The 18234-nt window shown below is 52.8% G+C and carries 13 protein-coding genes; 5 read left to right on the forward strand and 8 right to left on the reverse strand.

What is annotated here, in order from left to right:
* The first annotated feature begins 196 nt into the window (after positions 1 to 196).
* Positions 197 to 2743, forward strand: a complete 2547-nt coding sequence (locus BOC67_RS18465; protein ID WP_291912239.1) for a phosphocholine-specific phospholipase C — start codon at positions 197 to 199, stop codon at positions 2741 to 2743.
* Between the two features lie 218 nt (positions 2744 to 2961).
* Complete coding sequence (locus BOC67_RS18470) at positions 2962 to 5493, forward strand: DNRLRE domain-containing protein (protein WP_291912240.1); 2532 nt, start codon at positions 2962 to 2964, stop codon at positions 5491 to 5493.
* Between the two features lie 40 nt (positions 5494 to 5533).
* On the opposite strand, the gene BOC67_RS18475 is transcribed toward BOC67_RS18470, so the two are convergent.
* Positions 5534 to 6292, reverse strand: a complete 759-nt coding sequence (locus BOC67_RS18475) for a murein L,D-transpeptidase catalytic domain family protein (protein ID WP_291912242.1) — start codon at positions 6290 to 6292, stop codon at positions 5534 to 5536.
* Positions 6293 to 6650: 358 nt separating this feature from the next.
* Here BOC67_RS18475 and BOC67_RS18480 point away from each other — a divergent pair, with 358 nt between their 5' ends.
* Both BOC67_RS18480 and BOC67_RS18485 read left to right on the forward strand, forming a co-directional pair.
* Positions 6651 to 8354: a DUF885 family protein gene (locus BOC67_RS18480; protein WP_291912244.1), complete on the forward strand. Its 1704-nt coding sequence runs from the start codon at positions 6651 to 6653 to the stop codon at positions 8352 to 8354.
* Between the two features lie 52 nt (positions 8355 to 8406).
* Positions 8407 to 9183: a DNA-formamidopyrimidine glycosylase family protein gene (locus tag BOC67_RS18485; RefSeq protein ID WP_291912246.1), complete on the forward strand. Its 777-nt coding sequence runs from the start codon at positions 8407 to 8409 to the stop codon at positions 9181 to 9183.
* Here BOC67_RS18485 and BOC67_RS18490 read toward each other — a convergent pair.
* The 6 genes from BOC67_RS18490 to BOC67_RS18515 form a co-directional block, all read right to left on the reverse strand.
* Entirely contained in the window at positions 9155 to 9988 is an 834-nt protein-coding gene (locus BOC67_RS18490; RefSeq protein WP_291912248.1) for an SDR family oxidoreductase, read from the reverse strand. The genes BOC67_RS18485 and BOC67_RS18490 overlap by 29 nt on opposite strands.
* Before the next feature lie 10 nt (positions 9989 to 9998).
* Positions 9999 to 10883 carry a phytanoyl-CoA dioxygenase family protein gene (locus tag BOC67_RS18495; RefSeq protein ID WP_291912250.1) on the reverse strand — a complete coding sequence of 295 codons (885 nt, stop codon included), beginning with the start codon at positions 10881 to 10883 and terminating at the stop codon, positions 9999 to 10001.
* Between the two features lie 268 nt (positions 10884 to 11151).
* Positions 11152 to 11724, reverse strand: a complete 573-nt coding sequence (locus BOC67_RS18500; protein WP_291912252.1) for a nucleotidyltransferase family protein — start codon at positions 11722 to 11724, stop codon at positions 11152 to 11154.
* A 1-nt stretch (position 11725) separates the two neighbouring features.
* Positions 11726 to 12871 carry an XdhC family protein gene (locus BOC67_RS18505; protein ID WP_291912254.1) on the reverse strand — a complete coding sequence of 382 codons (1146 nt, stop codon included), beginning with the start codon at positions 12869 to 12871 and terminating at the stop codon, positions 11726 to 11728.
* A gap of 138 nt (positions 12872 to 13009) precedes the next feature.
* Positions 13010 to 14227, reverse strand: coding sequence for a tetratricopeptide repeat protein (locus tag BOC67_RS18510; protein ID WP_291912256.1), 1218 nt, complete (start codon positions 14225 to 14227; stop codon positions 13010 to 13012).
* A gap of 101 nt (positions 14228 to 14328) precedes the next feature.
* Complete coding sequence (locus tag BOC67_RS18515) at positions 14329 to 15303, reverse strand: sugar phosphate isomerase/epimerase (RefSeq protein ID WP_291912259.1); 975 nt, start codon at positions 15301 to 15303, stop codon at positions 14329 to 14331.
* A gap of 170 nt (positions 15304 to 15473) precedes the next feature.
* On the opposite strand from BOC67_RS18515, the gene lepB reads away from it, so the two are divergent.
* A complete protein-coding gene (gene lepB, locus BOC67_RS18520; RefSeq protein WP_291912261.1) occupies positions 15474 to 16640 on the forward strand; it encodes a signal peptidase I in 1167 nt (388 codons plus the stop codon).
* A 160-nt stretch (positions 16641 to 16800) separates the two neighbouring features.
* Here lepB and BOC67_RS18525 read toward each other — a convergent pair whose 3' ends face one another.
* Positions 16801 to 18219: an amidohydrolase family protein gene (locus BOC67_RS18525; RefSeq protein WP_291912263.1), complete on the reverse strand. Its 1419-nt coding sequence runs from the start codon at positions 18217 to 18219 to the stop codon at positions 16801 to 16803.
* Positions 18220 to 18234 lie beyond the last annotated feature (15 nt).

The following is an 18234-nucleotide window of genomic DNA, read 5'->3' on the forward strand; positions in this document are numbered from 1 at the left end:
ACTATCGGCGACTTCTCTGCTCCAGTTCATCAATTTCAAAAATGGACTCAAAATTTCAAAGATCAAACATGCTTTATCTTTTTAATAGCACAACACGTTACATCTTAATTGCAGGCTCACCAATAATTTCCTATTTTCAGGCCCATTGCGGGATGCCTTGTCTGAGGCTGCTGCAGTGAACATGAAAAATCAGAAAATGGATACAAGAAGAGATTTTATCAGGAAAGCGGCCCTGCTTTCCGGCGCAGCCGGCGTATGGAGCGCCATGCCGGGTTCTATTCAACGCGCCCTGGCCATCAATCCCCAGCCGGGCACTACCTACCTCGATGCGGAACATGTGGTGATCCTCATGCAGGAAAACCGCTCCTTTGACCACTGTTATGGCTCCCTGAGAGGCGTACGCGGCTTCAACGATCCCCGTGCGATTACCCTTCCCAACAAGAACAAAGTGTGGCTGCAAAGTAACAAGGCGGGCGAAACGTTTGCCCCTTTCCGTTTGAATATAAAAGATACCAAGGCCACCTGGATGAGCAGCCTGCCGCACTCCTGGTCCAACCAGGTGGATGCCCGCAACAACGGCCGCTACGATAAATGGCTGCTGGTAAAAGCCAGCGGCAACAAGGATTGGGCGCCCATGCCGCTTACCATGGGGTATTACGACCGGACGGACATCCCTTTCTACTATGCCCTCGCCGATGCGTTTACCGTATGCGACCAGAACTTTTGCTCGAGCCTGACGGGCACCACGCCCAACCGCCTGTACTTATGGACCGGCACCCTGCGCAGCGGGCAACATGCGGACTCCCAGGCCAACGTATGGAACGAGGATGTGGACTATGGCGCAGAAGCGCACTGGACCTCCTTCCCGGAGCGTATGCAGGACGCGGGCGTCAACTGGCGCATCTACCAGAATGAGATCAGCGCCGCCCGCCTGGAAGGCGAAAAAGACGGCATGCTGGCCAACTTCACGGATAACCCCATCGAGTGGTTTGCCGCTTATAACGTGCGCTACTCTACCGGCTATATGAAATACCTGGAGCGCAGCCAGCAACAGCTGCCGGCATTTATCGCTGAGAAAAAGCAGCAGCTGGCGGGCCTTACCGCAGGCACGCCGGAACATACCAGGCTTTCCAAAGCCATCGCCAGGGCGGAGCAGGAGCTGGAACAGGTGAAGCAGGACGCGGTGAAATACACGCCGGAGAACTTCGCCAAACTGAGCGCCCGGGAGCAGGAGCTGCACCGGCGCGCCTTCACCACCAACAGCAATGATCCGCATTATCATGACCTGGAAACGCTGGAATATAAAGATGGAAACGAAGTAAGAAAGGTAACCGTGCCGAAAGGGGACATCCTCCACCAGTTCCGCCAGGATGTGAACAACGGCCAGCTGCCTACGGTATCTTACCTGGTAGCGCCGGGCGAGTTCTCCGACCATCCGGGCGCGCCCTGGTACGGCGCCTGGTACGTATCCGAAGTGCTGGACATCCTCACCAAAAAAGAAGAGGTCTGGAAGAAAACTATTTTCATCCTTTGCTACGATGAAAACGACGGCTACTTCGATCACGTGCCGCCGTTTACCGCGCCGTTCAAACCCGGCACCGGTAAGGTATCCGAAGGAATTGATACGGCTATTGAATACGTAACGCTGGAAGAGGAAAAGAAAAAATCGCATGTAGGCAAGAACTCCCTGCGCGAAAGTCCGATCGGACTCGGCTACCGCGTGCCGCTGGTAATTGCCTCCCCGTGGAGCCGCGGCGGGTTCGTGAACTCCGAGGTCTGCGACCATACTTCCATTTTACAGTTCCTGGAAAACTTCCTGCAGCATAAAACGGGCAAGCCTATACGGGAAACCAATATTTCCGCTTACCGCCGTGCGGTCTGCGGCGACTTATCCAGCGTTTTCAGGCCGTATAACGGCGAAAAGGTGGAGCTGCCATTTGAAGAGCGGAATGAGGTGATGGAAAGCATCTATAACGCCAAATTCAAAAAGCTGCCGGATAACTTCAAAGCGCTCACCCCGGCAGAAATTGCGGAAGTGAATGAGCATCCGGAGAAGTCGCCCTGGATGCCGCAGCAGGAGAAAGGTACCAAGCCTTCTTCCGCGCTGCCGTACCAGCTGTACACGCATGGGAAACTGAGTGCGGACAAGCGTTCGTTCGAAATCAGCTTCAGCGCGGCCAATGAAGTGTTTGGCGCAAGGGCTGCCGGCGCGCCTTTCAACGTGTATGCGCCGGGCAATTACATCCAGCCGGATACCAACCAGATGGGGCCGCTACGGGCATGGTCCTACGCTGTGAAAGCGGGGGACGCCATCCGGGACGAATGGCCGCTGCATGAATTTGAAAACAGTGATTATCACCTGCGCGTGTATGGCGCAAACGGCTACTACCGGGAGTTTAAAGGCGATGCGGGCGACCCTGCGGTAACGATCGAATGCGATTACCAGCGCAGTAAAACCATCCGCAAAAAGCTGACGGGCAACCTCGCGATTCAGATCAGCAACAGCGGTAATACGGCGCTGACCATCGTTGCAAAGGACATGTCTTACGGGAAAGGGGAAACGAAAATTACCGTAGCGCCCAAATGCAAGTCCGTACTGGTGATCGACCTCGCCCAAAGCCACCGATGGTATGATATACGTGTAACCGTTGCCGGTAGCGGCAAGTTTGAACAGCGTTTTGCCGGCCGTGTTGAAACAGGAAACGATGGTATCACAGATCCGCTGATGGGCCGGATAATTTAATATGGACGGGGAGAGGAAGACCCGCGGGGCTATCTTCTCCCCCCACCTAAAAAAAGTACGGCGCCCCCTGCCGGATTACAAAAAGTACACTGAAACGCCCCCAAAAAATATCCCTTGCGTTTAAAAAAATTATTATATATTTATTATCTCACCCACCCCTTTTATTCATTGTAACGATCATCGCAAAAGTTTTTGATTATTAACCAAAAAACTGAACAATGAGCAAATTGTTTACACTTTTGCGTGCGGTCGCACTATGCCTGCCCGTTATCTTTTCTGCCCGGCTATGCCCGGCGCAATCCGGCACAAAGGTCATTACCGCCCTGGAAGACACGTATGTGAACAGCAATACCGCCGATGACGCGCGGAATGCGAACTACGGCAGTTCCACACAGTTGCGCTTCCGGTATTCCCAATCCAGCACCAGCTCCCCCTACAACCTGATCACTTACCTGAAGTTCAGCCTGGCCGGGCTTGGCCTGCCGGCGGGCACGGTGATCGACTCCGCCTTCCTGCAGGGATCGGTGTATTACTCCCAATCCGGCGCCGGGCACCTGTGGCACGTGCTGCCGGTGGCCAACAACAGCTGGACGGAAACAACCCTGACCTGGAATAACAAACCGGGAATAGGGCCGGATACGCTCAGCGTTGTGCCCAAGCCTACCACGGCCATCACGGATTCCACCCCTTACCGGGCCGTGTGGAAAGGCTTACAGGGCAGGGTGCAGTTGGCCCTGGCGGGAGATTCTTTGGTCTCTTTTGCCGTATATACCCGTCTGAACTCCGCTGCCAACACCTCTATGTACTCGAGGGAATGGACCAACCCTATGCAACGGCCCCAACTGACCATCTATTACCACAAGGACTCCACCAGCACGCCGCCCCCGGCTCGGCAGGTGGAAACCCGCAAGCACAACCTGAACATCATTTACTTCCTGCCTACGGATGTGGATACGGTGGCTAACTACCGGCAACGGCTAAACGGAATTATGTTGCAGGCGCAGGACTTCTATCGTAAATGGATGAACTATTACGGCTATACGAACGAAACTTTCGGGCTCCGCAAGGATTCCGACGGACTGGTGAAGATCAGCATCCTGCGCGGGTTGTATGATAAGACGCAATATCCTTACGATGGCGGCGGTTCCAAAATCATCCCGGAAGTGAACGCTTATTTCGCCGCAAATCCAGGGGAGAAGAACAGTACGCACACCCTGGTGATACTGCCTGAATCCGGCTATAATCCGTTTTACGGGTTGGGCAACGGCTGGTGCTTCGCTTTGGATAATCCGAATATCGACACCAACTATTTCGCTACCGGCGGTACCTCCGCCTATATCGGCGGATTGGTGCATGAGCTGGGCCATGGCCTGAACCTCCCGCACGATAAGGAAAAGGTATCCGAAAAGGCGGATCCGGCCAGGGGGACGGCGCTCATGGGCAGCGGTAACACCACTTACGGCCGCGCCGCTACCTTCCTGACAGCAGGGGAATGCGCCGTGCTGCATACCTGCGAAGTGTTCCGTACGGAAGATGTCATCAGCGATTTATACGGCGCTGGCACTGCTTCGTTTGTGAACTTCCACTCCAACTACAGCGGAGGTAATATCAATTTGTCAGGGAAATTTACCGCTACCAAATCCGTGAGCAGCATTGTGATTTATAACGACCAGGACGATGATGGCGCTAACTACGACCAGCTGGCCTGGGTTGCCAATAAGGTAGGCGCGGATAGTTTTAACGTATCCATGCCGGTAGCTGAATTCTGGAAGAAATACAGCACGTACACGCTGCGTATCAAATTCGTGTTTACGAACGGCTCTTCGAAGGACCTCGTGTATCCGTACCGTTTTGAAAACAATATTCCTGTGATAGATATCAACTTTGGCCCGATGGACAGGCCGGCCGGTATTACCCCGGTGGCGGATACGTATATCCGTAACGGTGGCAGCGCTTCCACCAACTTCGGAAACGATTCTTCCCTGGCCGTAAAACCGGACCCTAACGCGGGTTACAAGCGGGAAACCTTCCTGAAGTTCCGCCTGAGCGATTATACGGGTAATTTAGCGAATGTGGATACGGTGAGATTGCATTTGAAAGTCAGGAGTGTCAACAGCAACGGCGGGAAGACTAACCTCGTGGTGAAGTGGGCGGCCAAAGCCAACTGGGACAATACGGATGCCAACAGCCTGACCTGGAATAAATGGGTAGCGGATTCCGCGCACCTGGATTCCCTGAATGCAGGCTTCTATTACGGCGGCAACTGGATGACCTGGAACCTTACGAAAGATAGTCTGCTAAGCCGCATACATGCCGGGGATTCCGTACTGGTATTCCATATTTATGGCAACCTGACGAATGCGGATGCCAGCACCTCGGATATTACTTTCTACTCCAACGAATCGGCGCTGGCGGGCGACAGGCCTTCGTTATCCCTGATAGAGGGCAGCGGCAGCCTGCAATCGCTAAGCAATAACACGCTGATGACTGCGCCGGTATATACTACTGATACCCGGCCGGCGGCGCCGCTGGAAGTATTTCCTAACCCGGCCAGCAGCACGGTACATGTAAAATCCGCTATGGATGGGAATGTGTTGATCACTAACGGAAACGGGCATACGATACGTAGAGCGAGAGTGGTGAAGGGAAGTAACAACAGTGTGGCAGTGGGAGATTTGCCGGCGGGTACTTATTATATCAGGCCGGAGAAGGGGAATTATAGTTCAGTGAAGTTTATCGTTACGAAGTAATAAAAAAAGAAATCCCGGCTGCAACGGCCGGGATTTTTTATCAGGATGCCAAAGTATCTTTATCCAGGAGCCTGGTGCGCATGGAATATGTTTTATCAGGACTGTAGAGGAACAGGCAGCTGCCATTGCGAATCCGTTCGATCACTTTTTTGTGAACGGCTTCCGGAATGGCCGGGCAGCCCAGGCTGCGGCCGATGTAGCCCTGCGTTTTCACCAGTGCTTCGTTGACATAGGCGGCGCTATGCATAACGATGCCGCGGGCGAGCGCATTGTCGTTAATACCTCTTTCTTCGCCCAGCAGGCGGAGGGAGTAACCATGCTGACCGATGTAGGTATCGCCGGTTACATAGAAGCCCAGGCTGCTTTTGAAGCTGTTGGGCTGATTGGAAAATGCGTTGGCATTAAGGGTGCCGGAGCCTCTGCCGTGCGACACGAGGGTGTTGAACAGCACCACTTTATTCTGCAGATCGATCACGAATAAACGCTTCTTACTGGATGGCAGTGAGAAGTCGATAATGGAAATCACTTTGTCATTTTTCAGTTTGCCTTCACTGTTCAGCTTCTCATAACCTGCCATCGCATTTTCAAACGCTTCCTCACTGAGTCCGAGCGAGTCCAGGCCCATTTCTTTATATAAGTCCGGTTGCCGGATGGAGTCCGCTACAGGAGTAGTACCGGTTTTGGCTTTGTAAGCGCTGGCACGCGTTTTATCTATACTGCTAAAGGTGGTTATAAGGAATGCAAAAACACATACAGTAAATGCAAACACTAACGGTTTTATCACTTGCTTCTTTTTCAATTTCACGCCGTAATGTTTTAGTTGTTTTACATATTAAGTTTTAAGGATTTAAAAAAACACGAATTACGAATTTACCGAATTTCTGCCGTTAAAACGCAGTGAAAAGGGCGTTTGAGTCCGCTTGCAGTTTGGTTTTAACAGGAGCTTTACATAGGACAATAAAATGTATATATTTATTCTTTAAAGACAAGGATTGTTTATTGGCGGACAATTTTTGTAAATCCTTTACAGGCAAGGGTTTTATCTTTGACGGAACGTTTCGTAATTCAAAGATCAACCAAAGGTACTGCCCGTTGGGCAGGCGCTTCCGGAACAAAAATTAAGTGCTGTTTTAGCTATTTTAACAAGTTTCCTACTTATGAAAAGAATGTTTTGCACTATCCTCAGTTTGGTTTGTACTACCTGCCTTTTTGCCGCGCCCGGGGAGCCGGTGGCGGAGCTGATACAACGGGTGGAAGCGGATGTGAGCGCGTTGAACAAAGTATATATTTTTCCGGACAGCCCGGAGTATTATACCCGCATGCGCAGGTATTACGGCGGTGTGTTGCAGGAGCTGCAACAACTGAATTTCGCCTCGCTTAGTACGGCGGAGCAGGTGGATTACCTGCTGTTGCAGCGTAACATGCGCAGGGAGTTAAAGGAAATAGACGATAACGCGCAGGTATATACGAAGATTTTGCCCCTGGCGCCTTTTGCGGATGATATCATGCAAATGCAGATCCGGCGCAGGCGGGGGGATACGCCGGACAGCCGGCAGATAGCGATGACGCTGCATAAGATACAGGAAGCGATTGCCACTGCCCGCGCTGCTGCGGCTAAAAATCAACAGCTCAGCGCAACGGAGCTGCGTAAGGCGGCGGCGTTGGTAAGCAGCCTGCAGAAAGGCCTGCAGCAGGTGTACGACTTTTATTACAACTATGATCCGCAGTTCACCTGGTGGGTAAAAGAGCCTTATCAGAAAGTGGACAGCGCTTTGATAAAATATGCCACCCACCTGAATAACGACCTGGCGGATAAGGCTGATAAATCCCTGGATGGCAGCGGCATCAAAGGCACGCCCATTGGCAAGGCCGCGCTGACGGACCTGCTGCAGTTTGAGATGATCCCGTATTCCCCTGAAGAACTGGTTGCCATCGCGAACAGGGAGTTTGAGTGGTGCGACCAGGAAATGCTGAAAGCCTCGGCAGCGCTGGGCTTTGGGGCCGACTGGAAAAAGGCGCTGGCAAAGATCAAGGAGAACTACGTGGCGCCGGGCCGGCAGCCGGAGCTGATCCACCGCCTGGCGGATGAAGCGGTAAAATTCGTGGAAGACCGCCACCTGGTTACCATCCCGGAGCTGGCGAAGGAAACCTGGCGGATGTTTATGCTCAGCAAGGAGCAACAGCGTTTTGCGCCCTTCTTCCTGGGAGGCCCTTCCATCCTCATTGCTTATCCTACGATGGATATGGACGAGCGTTCCAAGGAGATGAGCCTGCGCAGCAACAACTATGGCTTTGCGCATGCCACGGTATTTCATGAGCTGATCCCCGGGCATAACCTGCAGGGCTATATGAATCAGCGTTACAAGCCTTACCGCAGCGTTTTCAGCACGCCGTTTTCCGTGGAAGGCTGGGCGTTGTACTGGGAAATGCTGCTGTGGGATAAAGGTTTTCATGCCACCCCGGAAGAAAAGATAGGCGCTTTATTCTGGCGTATGCACCGATGCGCGCGTATCATCTTCTCCCTCAATTATCACCTGGGGAAATGGACGCCTCAGCAGTGTATTGACTTCCTGGTGGAAAGGGTAGGTCATGAGCCGTTCAGCGCGGAGTCGGAAGTGCGCCGCTCCTTTACGGGTGGCTATGGCCCGCTGTACCAGATTGCTTACATGATGGGCGGTTTACAGTTGCGGGCATTGTACCGGGAAGTGGTGGCTACGGGCAAAATGACGGAGCTGGAATTTCATGACGCCTTCCTGCATGAGGGGGCCATCCCGATAGAGTTGTACAGGGCCATCATTACGAAACAGGCGCTGAGTCCGTCTTTCCGGTCGCAATGGCGATTTGCAGGCGCATTAAAGTAGAGAGAAAGTGGTATTTTTATTGCAACATTCGTTAGCCTAAAACATACACGTCATGCCTGAATTACCGGACCTCGAAGTATTTCAACAGAATTTATCTGCCGCGCTGGAAAATAAAAAGCTGCAGGATATTGAAGTGCCTGTGACGAAGCACCTGAAAGTAACGGTGGCGGCTTTGAAAAAAGCGTTGACCGGGAAGAAGCTGACCAGGATTGCCAGGCAGGGCAAGGAGCTCTATTTTTATTTCGGGAAGGAGCATGTGCTGGCGATGCACATGATGTTGCACGGGAAATTGTATCTCCTCAAAAAAGGGGAAGAACAAAAATTCACCATTGCTACTTTGCGGTTTTCAGGCGGTATTTCCCTCGCTTTGACGGATTTCCAGAAGGCAGCCCACCTCACCCTGGATCCGCCGGAAAAAGAGGCGCCGGATGCCCTTTCCAGGGAGTTTAACGAGAAGTACCTGCAGGAGCAACTGGCTAAGAAGAAAACTACTATTAAAAAATACCTGACGGATCAAAAAAATGTGCTGGGCATTGGCAATGCCTATGCGGATGAAATCCTCTACGCCGCAAAAATTTCACCTTTCTCCATCAGCAAGGCCATTCCGCCGAAGAAGATAAAAGACCTCGTAACGGCTACCCGCAAGGTGCTGAAGGACGCCATTAAGAAAATCAATAAAAACCACCCCGGCATTACCAATGGCGAGGTGCGCGACTTCCTGCAGGTGCATGTTCCCAAAAAAGAGAAAAGCCCCGGCGGTTATCCCATTCAGCATGTGGATAAAGGTGGCCGTACTTATTTTACCGAAGAACAGGAGCTTTATTCGTAAGGAGATTTTCCTTCGAAAGATCGGCTGCCCGCGTTTCGTAAATATCGCCCGCGATTTTTTCCACCAGCGCTTTGGGGAAGAATTTAGGTAACCAGGCGTTGAGTTTGTTCGTAAAGCCGGGAATGATCTCCGCTTTGCCCTTAAAGAGCCCGTTGACGGCTATTTTAGCTACCGCTTCCGGCGTCATGTTAAACCGGTCCGCAATCCTGCGGGTGCGGGCGTTCATGCCTGCGCGGTTGACGAAATCCGTATCCGTGCTGCCCGGGCTCAGCGCGCTGACGGATACGTTGCTGTTCCGCAGCTCATAGCGCAAGCCCCGCGTAAACGATAAGGCGAAGGCTTTTGTAGCGGCGTAGATGTTCAGGTAAGGGACTGTTTGATACGCCGTGGTACTCACCACATTCAGCAGGTAACCTTTTTTAAACTGCCGCAGCACGGGGAGGAAGGCATGGGAAAGCCCTACCTGCGCGCGGATATTCACGTCTATGATGTTGAACTGCGAGGCGAGGGGGATCTTCTCAAATTCGCCATTGAGGCCATACCCGGCATTGTTTACCACTACGGAGAGGCGGTTGTGAAAATGCGAGGACCAGCCGAATACTTCATCAATGGCGTCCGGCGCGGACAAGTCCTGGTTCAGCGTGTGTACGTTCACGTGATATAGCTGCGCAATTTCAGTGGCGGTTGCTTCGAGGGCATCGCCGTCCAGGTCGACCAGCAGGAGGTGGTAATTCTTTTCAGCTAGGGCCGCCGCAATGGCTTTTCCTATCCCTTTGGCGGCTCCTGTTACTAATGCATATGACATATCGAATGATTTAGGATTTAGGTTCCAGTACAGCGGGCGTTTTTGCTTTAGCCGCTTCCCAGGCCGGTTTGGCGCCGTAGAGGTGTTGCTTCAGGTGCGCCAGTTTGTGGTAGAACGGGGTAGGACTGCCGGCGTGTTTGGGCTGGTATTCCCCGGTGATGATGGGGATGTACATGACGCGGCGGCGGCTCGCTTCGCCTACATGCGGGGATTGCTGTACCCGGTGCCATAACCGGCCATCGTGTACGGTGAGGTCGCCCGCATGAATATCAAATCCGGTCTCGTTTTTATCCGGGTTGTTGTCTATGAAGTATTTCTTTCTGAATAACAGCCGCCATAAGCCTTGCCGGTGGGTGCCGGCAAGTACGCGCAGGCCGCCGTTTTCAGCGGGGCAGTCGTCCAGGTGGAGGCCTACGTTGAGCATAGGCATGATGCGGGTGCCGAGGAAGAGGTCGCGCGGACTATCCGTATGCCAGCCCAGTTGTTTAAACTGGCTGTTGGCGGTGTTTACATAATGGTTTACCACGAGCCCGTCTTTTTCATTTTCACCGATGCGGCCATCGTAGGGGCCCAGCAGTTTGGTGAGCGAATGCAGGCGCGGGTCCTGCAGGAATTCGCGCAGGAGGTTGCTGTAGTGGGAGGCGAAGGCGATGCGTTGGATCAGGGGCGTGCCATCCGCATCCGTACCGAATTTCAGGGGTATGCCGTTCACTTTCTGGATCTGGTTGCGGAGCAGCCAGTTTTGTACCTGCTGCACTTCACGGATTAATAATTGAACGGTATCAGCATCGATGAAATTGCGGAACTGTATGACACCATGCTGCTGGAACCAGTCAAGATGCTCGGAGGTAACCGTCTGGTCAAGACGGAATACGGGTTGGTTATTCGTTTTCATGACGAAATGTTTTTGTTGGCGGTGAATAATAAGCGCTGTAAGACTGAAGCGGAGATTGGTGGGATGACCGCGGGAAGTGTTTGGGGAGGGATTAACAACAACAACAATATCCTTTGGCGGAGGACAGTATCACCTGTTTCGCAATGATGCGAAAAGCAGCCATGGATGGAGTTGTAGTGTAGGTAATCATGGTAATGAATTTTATTAGTCTACCAAACTTGTAGACAAATATAACGCAAAGTTTGATTCCGCAAAAAAATTTTTTCTCTTATTCTGCCAGGAGGTTATTATAATCCTTTTGGGTATCAATATCAATGATCCCTTCCGGGAAATCGATGGTTGTTACCTGTTCCTTATGGGTGGCGAGGAGTTTTTTAGCGCCGCTGCTGCCTTGCAGCGCCTGCAGTTCGGGGAAGTAGGCTTCGCTGAAGAGGGCCGGGGTACCGGTGTTGTATTCGTAACGGCAGGCGACGATGGGGGAGCGCATGGCCTGCATGCGGTGCAGGAGGCGTGCATCAATGAATGGCTGATCGCAGACGAGTAAAAACAGCTTACTAACGTTATGGTATATACGAAGAAATTCCGTGACGGAAAATGCGATGGTGTTGCCCATACCGGCTTCCCACTGTTCGTTCACTGCTATTTTGCAATGCATGCCGGCGAGGGTGGGTTTGATTTGTTCTGCAAAGGCGCCCAGGGTAACCAGCACCGGGCCTATGTTACTAGCTATAGCGGTAGCGGCGATATTGCCCAGGAGGGTACTGCCGCGGAAAGGCAGCAGCTGTTTCGGCTGGCCAAGCCGTTGTGACGCGCCTGCGGCAAGAATGATAATACCTGTCATATCAAAGGTGTTGACTGGTGATTACCTGGGCTCTCCTGCTGTGTATAGCGCCGTCTTTATCCCGCAGGGAGTGCCCTTTGTGGTTGCCGCGGCTCATGACGAGCTTTACTTCGGCGGCAATGCTGAGGGCGATTTCCTCCGGGGTAGCCGCGCCGATGTCCAGCCCGGAAGGGCCGTATATGCGCGCCTGTTGTATAGCGGAGATGTTACCGGCTTCCTGCAACATGCGGTGTAGTTTTTTGGCGGGCCCCAGCACGCCGATGTAGGGCAGGGGCAAGTGTACGAGCTGCTGAAGCAGGGCAAGGTCGTAGTTGTAGTTATGCGTCATGAGTACGGCGGCCGTATAGGCGTCCACGTTAACCTGCTGCAGTACTTCCGTGGCTTTGGCCACATGAATGACCGTGCCGGGGAAGCGGGTAGCGGTAGCGTAGTTGGGGCGGCCGTCCAGCAGATGCGTCTGCCAGCCCATGATCTGCGCTACCTGCAGCAATGGCTGCGCGTCGTTACCAGCGCCGGCAATGAGCAGTTGTACTGCAGGAGCAATGTAGGAGAGGAGCGCGGTAATGGATTTTTCGGGGGAGATATAAGTGCGGATGAGGGTGGATTGCGCGTCCATGGCCATTTGCGCGTCCTGCAGGAGGGCGGAGCAAAGAGGCGTATTATCCGTGTACCCGTCTACGTAGTTATCTCTGCGGAGCAGCACCGTTCCCGGTTGTTGTTCTTTTCGCTTTTGTAAATTAAACAGCGTAATCAGGATACTTTCCTGCCGGTTAGCGGTGATGAGTTGAATCAGGTGAATGGGATTGTTGGCGTCTTCGCTTTGGATGGGCTCCAGGAGGATGTGGATGATGCCGTTGCAGCCGAGGCCTACGCCGAGTTGCGCATCGTCTTCGTCCGTCGTATCGTAGGTTACCAGCATGGGCTGTTGTTGCATGATCACCAGTTGCGCTTTGCGCAGCGCGTCCCCTTCCAGGCAGCCCCCGCTGATAGCGCCGGTCAGCGCGCCGTTTTCCGTAACCAGCATCCTGGCGCCGGGCTGGCGGTAGGCGGAGCCTTCCACATGCACGACCGTGGCCAGCGCGGTACGCAGGCCCTGGCGGTTGGCGGCTTCATATGCGCGGACGATATCTTCCAGCTCTTTAATCATACGCAGTTGTTTGTAGTCAGAACGCTTCCTTCATCATTGCCACTGTGATAGCAGCTAATTGAAAATTATATAAAAAAACGGTTATTTCCGCTTTTTTATGAAGAGCGGAAATAACCGGCCGTATGGAGGAAAGTGAGATTAGTAGCCTTCTTCGCGGAGGTGCTGCAGCCATTGCTGGGCAAACTCGTTAGAGGGTTCCAGTTGGAGGAGCCGTTCGAAAGAGGCCTTCGCTTCCCGGAACTGATCCATATGATAATATAAAATAGCGCGGTTCAGGTGTACATAAGGATTGGTGGGCGCGGAGGCCAATGCTTCATCGTAACAGGCCATCGCCGCAGGATAATCCTGCAGGAGCATGAGGATGGAGCCTTTGTTCATCAGCAGGTTTGGCTCGCCCGGCGCGAGTTCCAATCCTTTATTGGCATAGTTGAGCGCAGTGGCCAGTTGTTGTTGTACAGCCTGGTGTGCAGCCGCATCGCCGCCGCCATTATCTTCCATTTGCTGGATGGCATTGGTGGCATGTTCCATGAGGGTGACCACCTGCTGGGAATACCAGTGTGCGCTTTTTTCCACTTCCTGTGTGAACGGAATGGATTCCAGGTCGATCTCTTCTTCCTCCGGTTCCGAAGGCATCCATTCTTTTGCCGGGGCATACCACCATTCGCAGAACGCGCCCAATTCACCGCCTTTCGGGATGTCTTCCACGTAAGGCAGTCCTTCATGTGGGATGGCGTCCTGGCTGATGATGATATTGAAAATCGTTTCCAGGTCTTTTGTCTGGATGGGGATGCCATCCTGTTCGGCCTGCATCACCATATAAGGCAGGAGCAGGTACCAGAGGCCCAGCAATTCCTTATCGCGCTGCGCCGCGGCATATTCCGTAATGGTGAGCGCCAGGTGGAAGAAGCCCATCGGCTCCGGCGCCAGCGCATCTTTACCGGTAATAGTGCCTGCCGCTACCATGGCGGACCATAGGAGGGAGCCGGCATCGCAATAGAGGATGTATTTACCGGTAGCGTGATCGTAATTGGCGTAACCGGCTACCGGGTTAGCCGTAGCGTCCCACTCTTTAGCCGGGTTGGCGTATATAAAGCTGAATTTCTGGCTGGCGGCTAGTCCGTCGAAGTAGGCGGTATGCTCCAGGTAAGCGGGATGTGCAGTGATCGGGAAGGTGTACACGTAGCGATGTTTGATCAGTATATCCATCACCCGGAAGTGCGTGAAACCGGTGTCAAAGCTGTCTTGCAGCTGGTACAGGTTAAAGATAAGGCTTCTGTAATCGGCCTGTGCGTCCTGACTGTTATCCAGGCAGCGGATGGAGGTTTCCACTAATGTTTCTATTTCGTGCATCGCCATATATAACAACGTAAGTTTGCTGCAAAGCTAGCGTTTTTCCGGCGGGATTTTGTAGCCCGCAAAGAGCCTTAGCCTCCTTTGCCTCTTTGCGGGCAGTAAACTTACTTCAGCAACTGCTGCTTCACATATGCATAGCTATTGGCAATGCTCTGGAAATGATCCGTCTTAATTACGTCCTGCTCCACATACAAATGCTTCACACCCGCTGCCGGCGCTTTTGCCAGGATGCGTTTGAAATCCACCGCGCCGGTACCCACATCCGCAAAGGAAGCCATGGACAGCAGCTCCATCGCCTTTTTATCCTTATTGGCAGGAGATACCAGTACTTCAGGTTTTGCCTTGTCAATATCCTTGATGTGCAGCGCAAAGAACCTGCCCGGCGCTTTAGCAAAAAGCTTCACGGGATCAAAGCCGGATTTGATGGCCCAGAACAGGTCCAGTTCAAAGAATACCTTTCCGGGATCAGTATTTTTCAGCATGATCTCATACCCGGTGCCGGCCTGGTCCGCCAGCGGCTTGAACTCCCAGAAGTGATTGTGGAAAGCCACTTTCAACCCGGCTTTTTTGCAGTATTCCGCTGCTTTATTCAGTTGTTCGGAGATGAATTTATAGTGGGAGGCGGTAGGCGTAGCGTCCCATTGCGCCATGGGCAATGCGGGGATCACGAAGTATTGCTGCCCCAGTTCCACGGCATATTCCACCTGGGCTTTCAGCTCATCGTCCTTTCCGTTTCCTTCGGTGAGATAATTATTAAGTCCGTAGTGGCCGCTTGGGCTGGTCATATTCAGCGAGGCAAGCAGCGATTTCAATTCCTTTACCGGCAGGCCCCAGAATTTTCCGGCGCTGCCCGGCGTATAGCCGTAATAGGTTTCTACTTCCTGGTAGCCGATCTTAGCGATGCGGGTCAGCGTATCCGTGGGGTTCTTGTCCAACTGGTCGCGCATGGTGTACAGCTGGATTCCCACTTTCTTTGGCAGGCCGTTGCCAGAGGCAAAGGCCTGCATGCCGCCGGGCAATAACAATCCTGCAGCGGCCAGGCTGGCCTGCTGGAGGAATAAACGTCTAGACTGATTCATACAAAGAACAATATTATAACGTGGATCTGTTAACGGGACCAAGTTAATAAAACGATTTAATTGTACAGGCGAATTTTTTATCTCTCCCCGGGCGCCATTGAAAACGCCTCCTGCGAAGTCAATGCAGTACCCGTTAGTACATTCATTGGCACCATAAAACAGCATCCAGGATGAAGTTTCTTGCCCGCAAACCCCAGAAGGAAACAAGTGAAAAGAAAAAGAAATCAATGCTCAGAGAGTGGATAGAGGCCATCATTTTTGCAGTCGTAACCGCCACCCTCATCAGGACCTTTTTGTTTGAAGCGTTCATGATCCCTTCGCCCTCCATGGAGAAAACCCTGCTCATCAACGACTATATATTTGTAAGTAAGCTCAGTTACGGGCCACGCCTCCCTAATACGCCGCTGGCCCTGCCATTCACGCAGGCCCGTATGCCGCTCTTCCCCAACGTCAGGCCCTACAGCACTTTCATCATATGGCCTTACAAAAGGTTACCCGGCTTCGGAAAGGTGGAACGGGGGGATGTGGTGGTTTTCAATCTCCCCGTAGGGGATACCGTACTTACCAATAAACAGGGCGAAGATGTGGACTATTACCGGGAACTGCACCCCGAGCGGTTTCCGCCTCCGGACGTGCGGCCAATCGACAAGCGGGCCGTATGGATCAAACGCTGTGTAGGATTACCGGGGGATACGCTGGATATCAACGCCGGCATCATATATATCAATAGCCGCCCCCTGGAGGAACCCAAATATTCCCAAAGGCCGTATTACCTGTTTGACAACGAGTGCAAAGGCTTGCCGGATTCTGTAAAGCAAAGGTTCGGGATTGATGAGAAGTCGTTCCAGCTGCGGGGGGACAGTACCAAGTTCCGCTACTATTTCACCGCCGAAGTAGCCCGGGAGCTAAGGCAGCTGGGGTATAATATTACGCCGGTTATACACAGCGTAGACCGCGATTCCAGGATTTTCCCGAAGGATTTTGAGCATCAGTACAATGAAGATTTTTTCGGGCCGATTATCATCCCGAAAAAAGGGCTCACTATTGCGCTCGACAGCAGCAACATCATCCTGTATGCACGGGCGATTGCCACCTACGAACATAACCGGCTGGATACCTCCACCAGCGTGATTTTGATCAATGGAAAGCCGGCTGCTTCCTATACTTTTAAAATGAATTACTACTGGATGATGGGAGATAACCGGCACTTTTCAGAGGATTCCAGGTTCTGGGGATTTTTGCCGGAAGACCATGTGATGGGAAAGGCCACGATGATTTGGCTCAGTTATGATAAGGACCGGATCCGGTGGCGAAGGTTTTTTAACCTGATCAGATAAATCTTTTCTCCCGCGGGTTAGGCGGGAGAAAAGGGTTTAGTTAGTTTGGTAGCGGACTTCAGTGGTTTTATTTGCCCTGGCTGCGGACACCAGTGGCTTTATTTACTTTGGTTCCGCACTTCAGTGGCTTTATTTGCCTTTGCTGCGCACTTCACTGGCTTTATTTACTTTGGTTCCGCACTTCAATAAGCAGGTTATCCAGCGCCTGCCTGTCCAGCAGCTTGCCTTTAGCCACCACTGCAAATATCTTTTGCGTGTTATTGATATCCGTAAGCGGGTTGGCATTCAGCAACAATACATCCGCTTTTTTTCCTGGCGCCAGCTCGCCGTAATTGCTTTTGTGCAGGTAGGCGGGGGAGTTGATCACAGAAGCCTGCAAAGCCTGCAATGGCGTAATACCGCCGTATTTCACCATCAATGCCAGCTCCTGGTGTATGCCGATGCCGGGATAGGTGTAGGAATTCAGGTAACCGGCATCCGTACCGGCCATGATCTTCACACCGGCCTGTTGCAGCAGTTTCAGGGAGGCTGCTGTTTTAAGGAATACTTCCTTGCGGAAGGCGATGGCTGCGGAATCGTCCTGTTTAGCGCGGTTTACCCGCCAGGCATAGGTGCCTTTGATGCCCTTGCCGATGTATTGGAGATACTCGTCGCGCGAGTGGTCGTCCACATCCAGCCAGGCCATGAGGTGGGGCAGTGTAAGCGTAGGCGTTATAGCCGTGCCTCTTGCTGCCATCATCCGGTAAGTTTTCATTGCGGCGGCGCTGTCAAAGTTTTCGATGATGTATTTGTTGATATCCCTTCCTTTAATTTCCCCGGCGGCAATTTTCCTGGAGAGGGCCGCTTCGTCTTTCACGCCGGCTTTCCAGGCATATCCGAGGTGCTCTACTGCGCTGAGTCCTGCGGCGGTCACCTGGTCCATGGTGAGCGTGTACGGGATGTGCGCCGATACGGCCCATCCGCGCTTCCGCGCTTCCCGTATGGCTTCCAGGTAGAGGTCCGGTTTCAGGGTATTGTCCGTCACCTTCACAAAATCCACTTTGATTTTCTGCAGGGAGTCCAACGCTGCCTGCAGCTCCGCGCTGGTGCCTATTTCCAGGTCGTTTAACCAGAGGGATTTATACCCTTCCAGTTTGGGGCCGCTGGTGAAGATGGTAGGGCCTTGCAGGGTACCGTTGTTCACTTCATTGCGCCATTGGATGACGAGGTCGCTGATATCGGCGGAGCAATCGCGGATAGTAGTCACCCCGTGGGCGAGGTAGAGCTTCAGGAAATTTTTATTTTCATCTGCCAGCGTATCGCCGCCGCCAAAGTGCATGTGGTTATCCCACAGGCCGGGCATGGCGTATTTGCCGGCGCCGTTGAAGGTTTGAGCGGCGGTGTAGCGCATAGCTTTTTTATCATCGGCTACGGCAATGATGCTGTCGTGCCGGATAACGATGGATTGCCCGGGCTTTATCTTCCCGGTGTGTACATCGATCACCTGCACGGAGCGGATGATGAGGTCCGCGGGTTCCTGGGCCTGCGCTTGTGTGAAGGCAAGCGCGGCGATCCCGGCGACGAAGAGATTTTTTAGCATAGTCACTGTTTGATT

The organism is Chitinophaga sp. CB10, assembly GCA_001870995.2.
Classification (GTDB): domain Bacteria; phylum Bacteroidota; class Bacteroidia; order Chitinophagales; family Chitinophagaceae; genus Chitinophaga.

What these genes read in the sequence shown, in the direction of transcription:
- BOC67_RS18495 (WP_291912250.1), bottom strand. Translation starts at nt 10,883, where the DNA reads ATGAAAACGAATAACCAACCCGTATTCCGTCTTGACCAGACGGTTACC.
- lepB (WP_291912261.1), top strand. Translation starts at nt 15,474, where the DNA reads ATGAAGTTTCTTGCCCGCAAACCCCAGAAGGAAACAAGTGAAAAGAAA.
- BOC67_RS18480 (WP_291912244.1), top strand. Translation starts at nt 6,651, where the DNA reads ATGAAAAGAATGTTTTGCACTATCCTCAGTTTGGTTTGTACTACCTGC.
- BOC67_RS18515 (WP_291912259.1), bottom strand. Translation starts at nt 15,303, where the DNA reads ATGAATCAGTCTAGACGTTTATTCCTCCAGCAGGCCAGCCTGGCCGCT.
- BOC67_RS18510 (WP_291912256.1), bottom strand. Translation starts at nt 14,227, where the DNA reads ATGGCGATGCACGAAATAGAAACATTAGTGGAAACCTCCATCCGCTGC.
- BOC67_RS18500 (WP_291912252.1), bottom strand. Translation starts at nt 11,724, where the DNA reads ATGACAGGTATTATCATTCTTGCCGCAGGCGCGTCACAACGGCTTGGC.
- BOC67_RS18490 (WP_291912248.1), bottom strand. Translation starts at nt 9,988, where the DNA reads ATGTCATATGCATTAGTAACAGGAGCCGCCAAAGGGATAGGAAAAGCC.
- BOC67_RS18525 (WP_291912263.1), bottom strand. Translation starts at nt 18,219, where the DNA reads ATGCTAAAAAATCTCTTCGTCGCCGGGATCGCCGCGCTTGCCTTCACA.
- BOC67_RS18485 (WP_291912246.1), top strand. Translation starts at nt 8,407, where the DNA reads ATGCCTGAATTACCGGACCTCGAAGTATTTCAACAGAATTTATCTGCC.
- BOC67_RS18505 (WP_291912254.1), bottom strand. Translation starts at nt 12,871, where the DNA reads ATGATTAAAGAGCTGGAAGATATCGTCCGCGCATATGAAGCCGCCAAC.
- BOC67_RS18465 (WP_291912239.1), top strand. Translation starts at nt 197, where the DNA reads ATGGATACAAGAAGAGATTTTATCAGGAAAGCGGCCCTGCTTTCCGGC.
- BOC67_RS18470 (WP_291912240.1), top strand. Translation starts at nt 2,962, where the DNA reads ATGAGCAAATTGTTTACACTTTTGCGTGCGGTCGCACTATGCCTGCCC.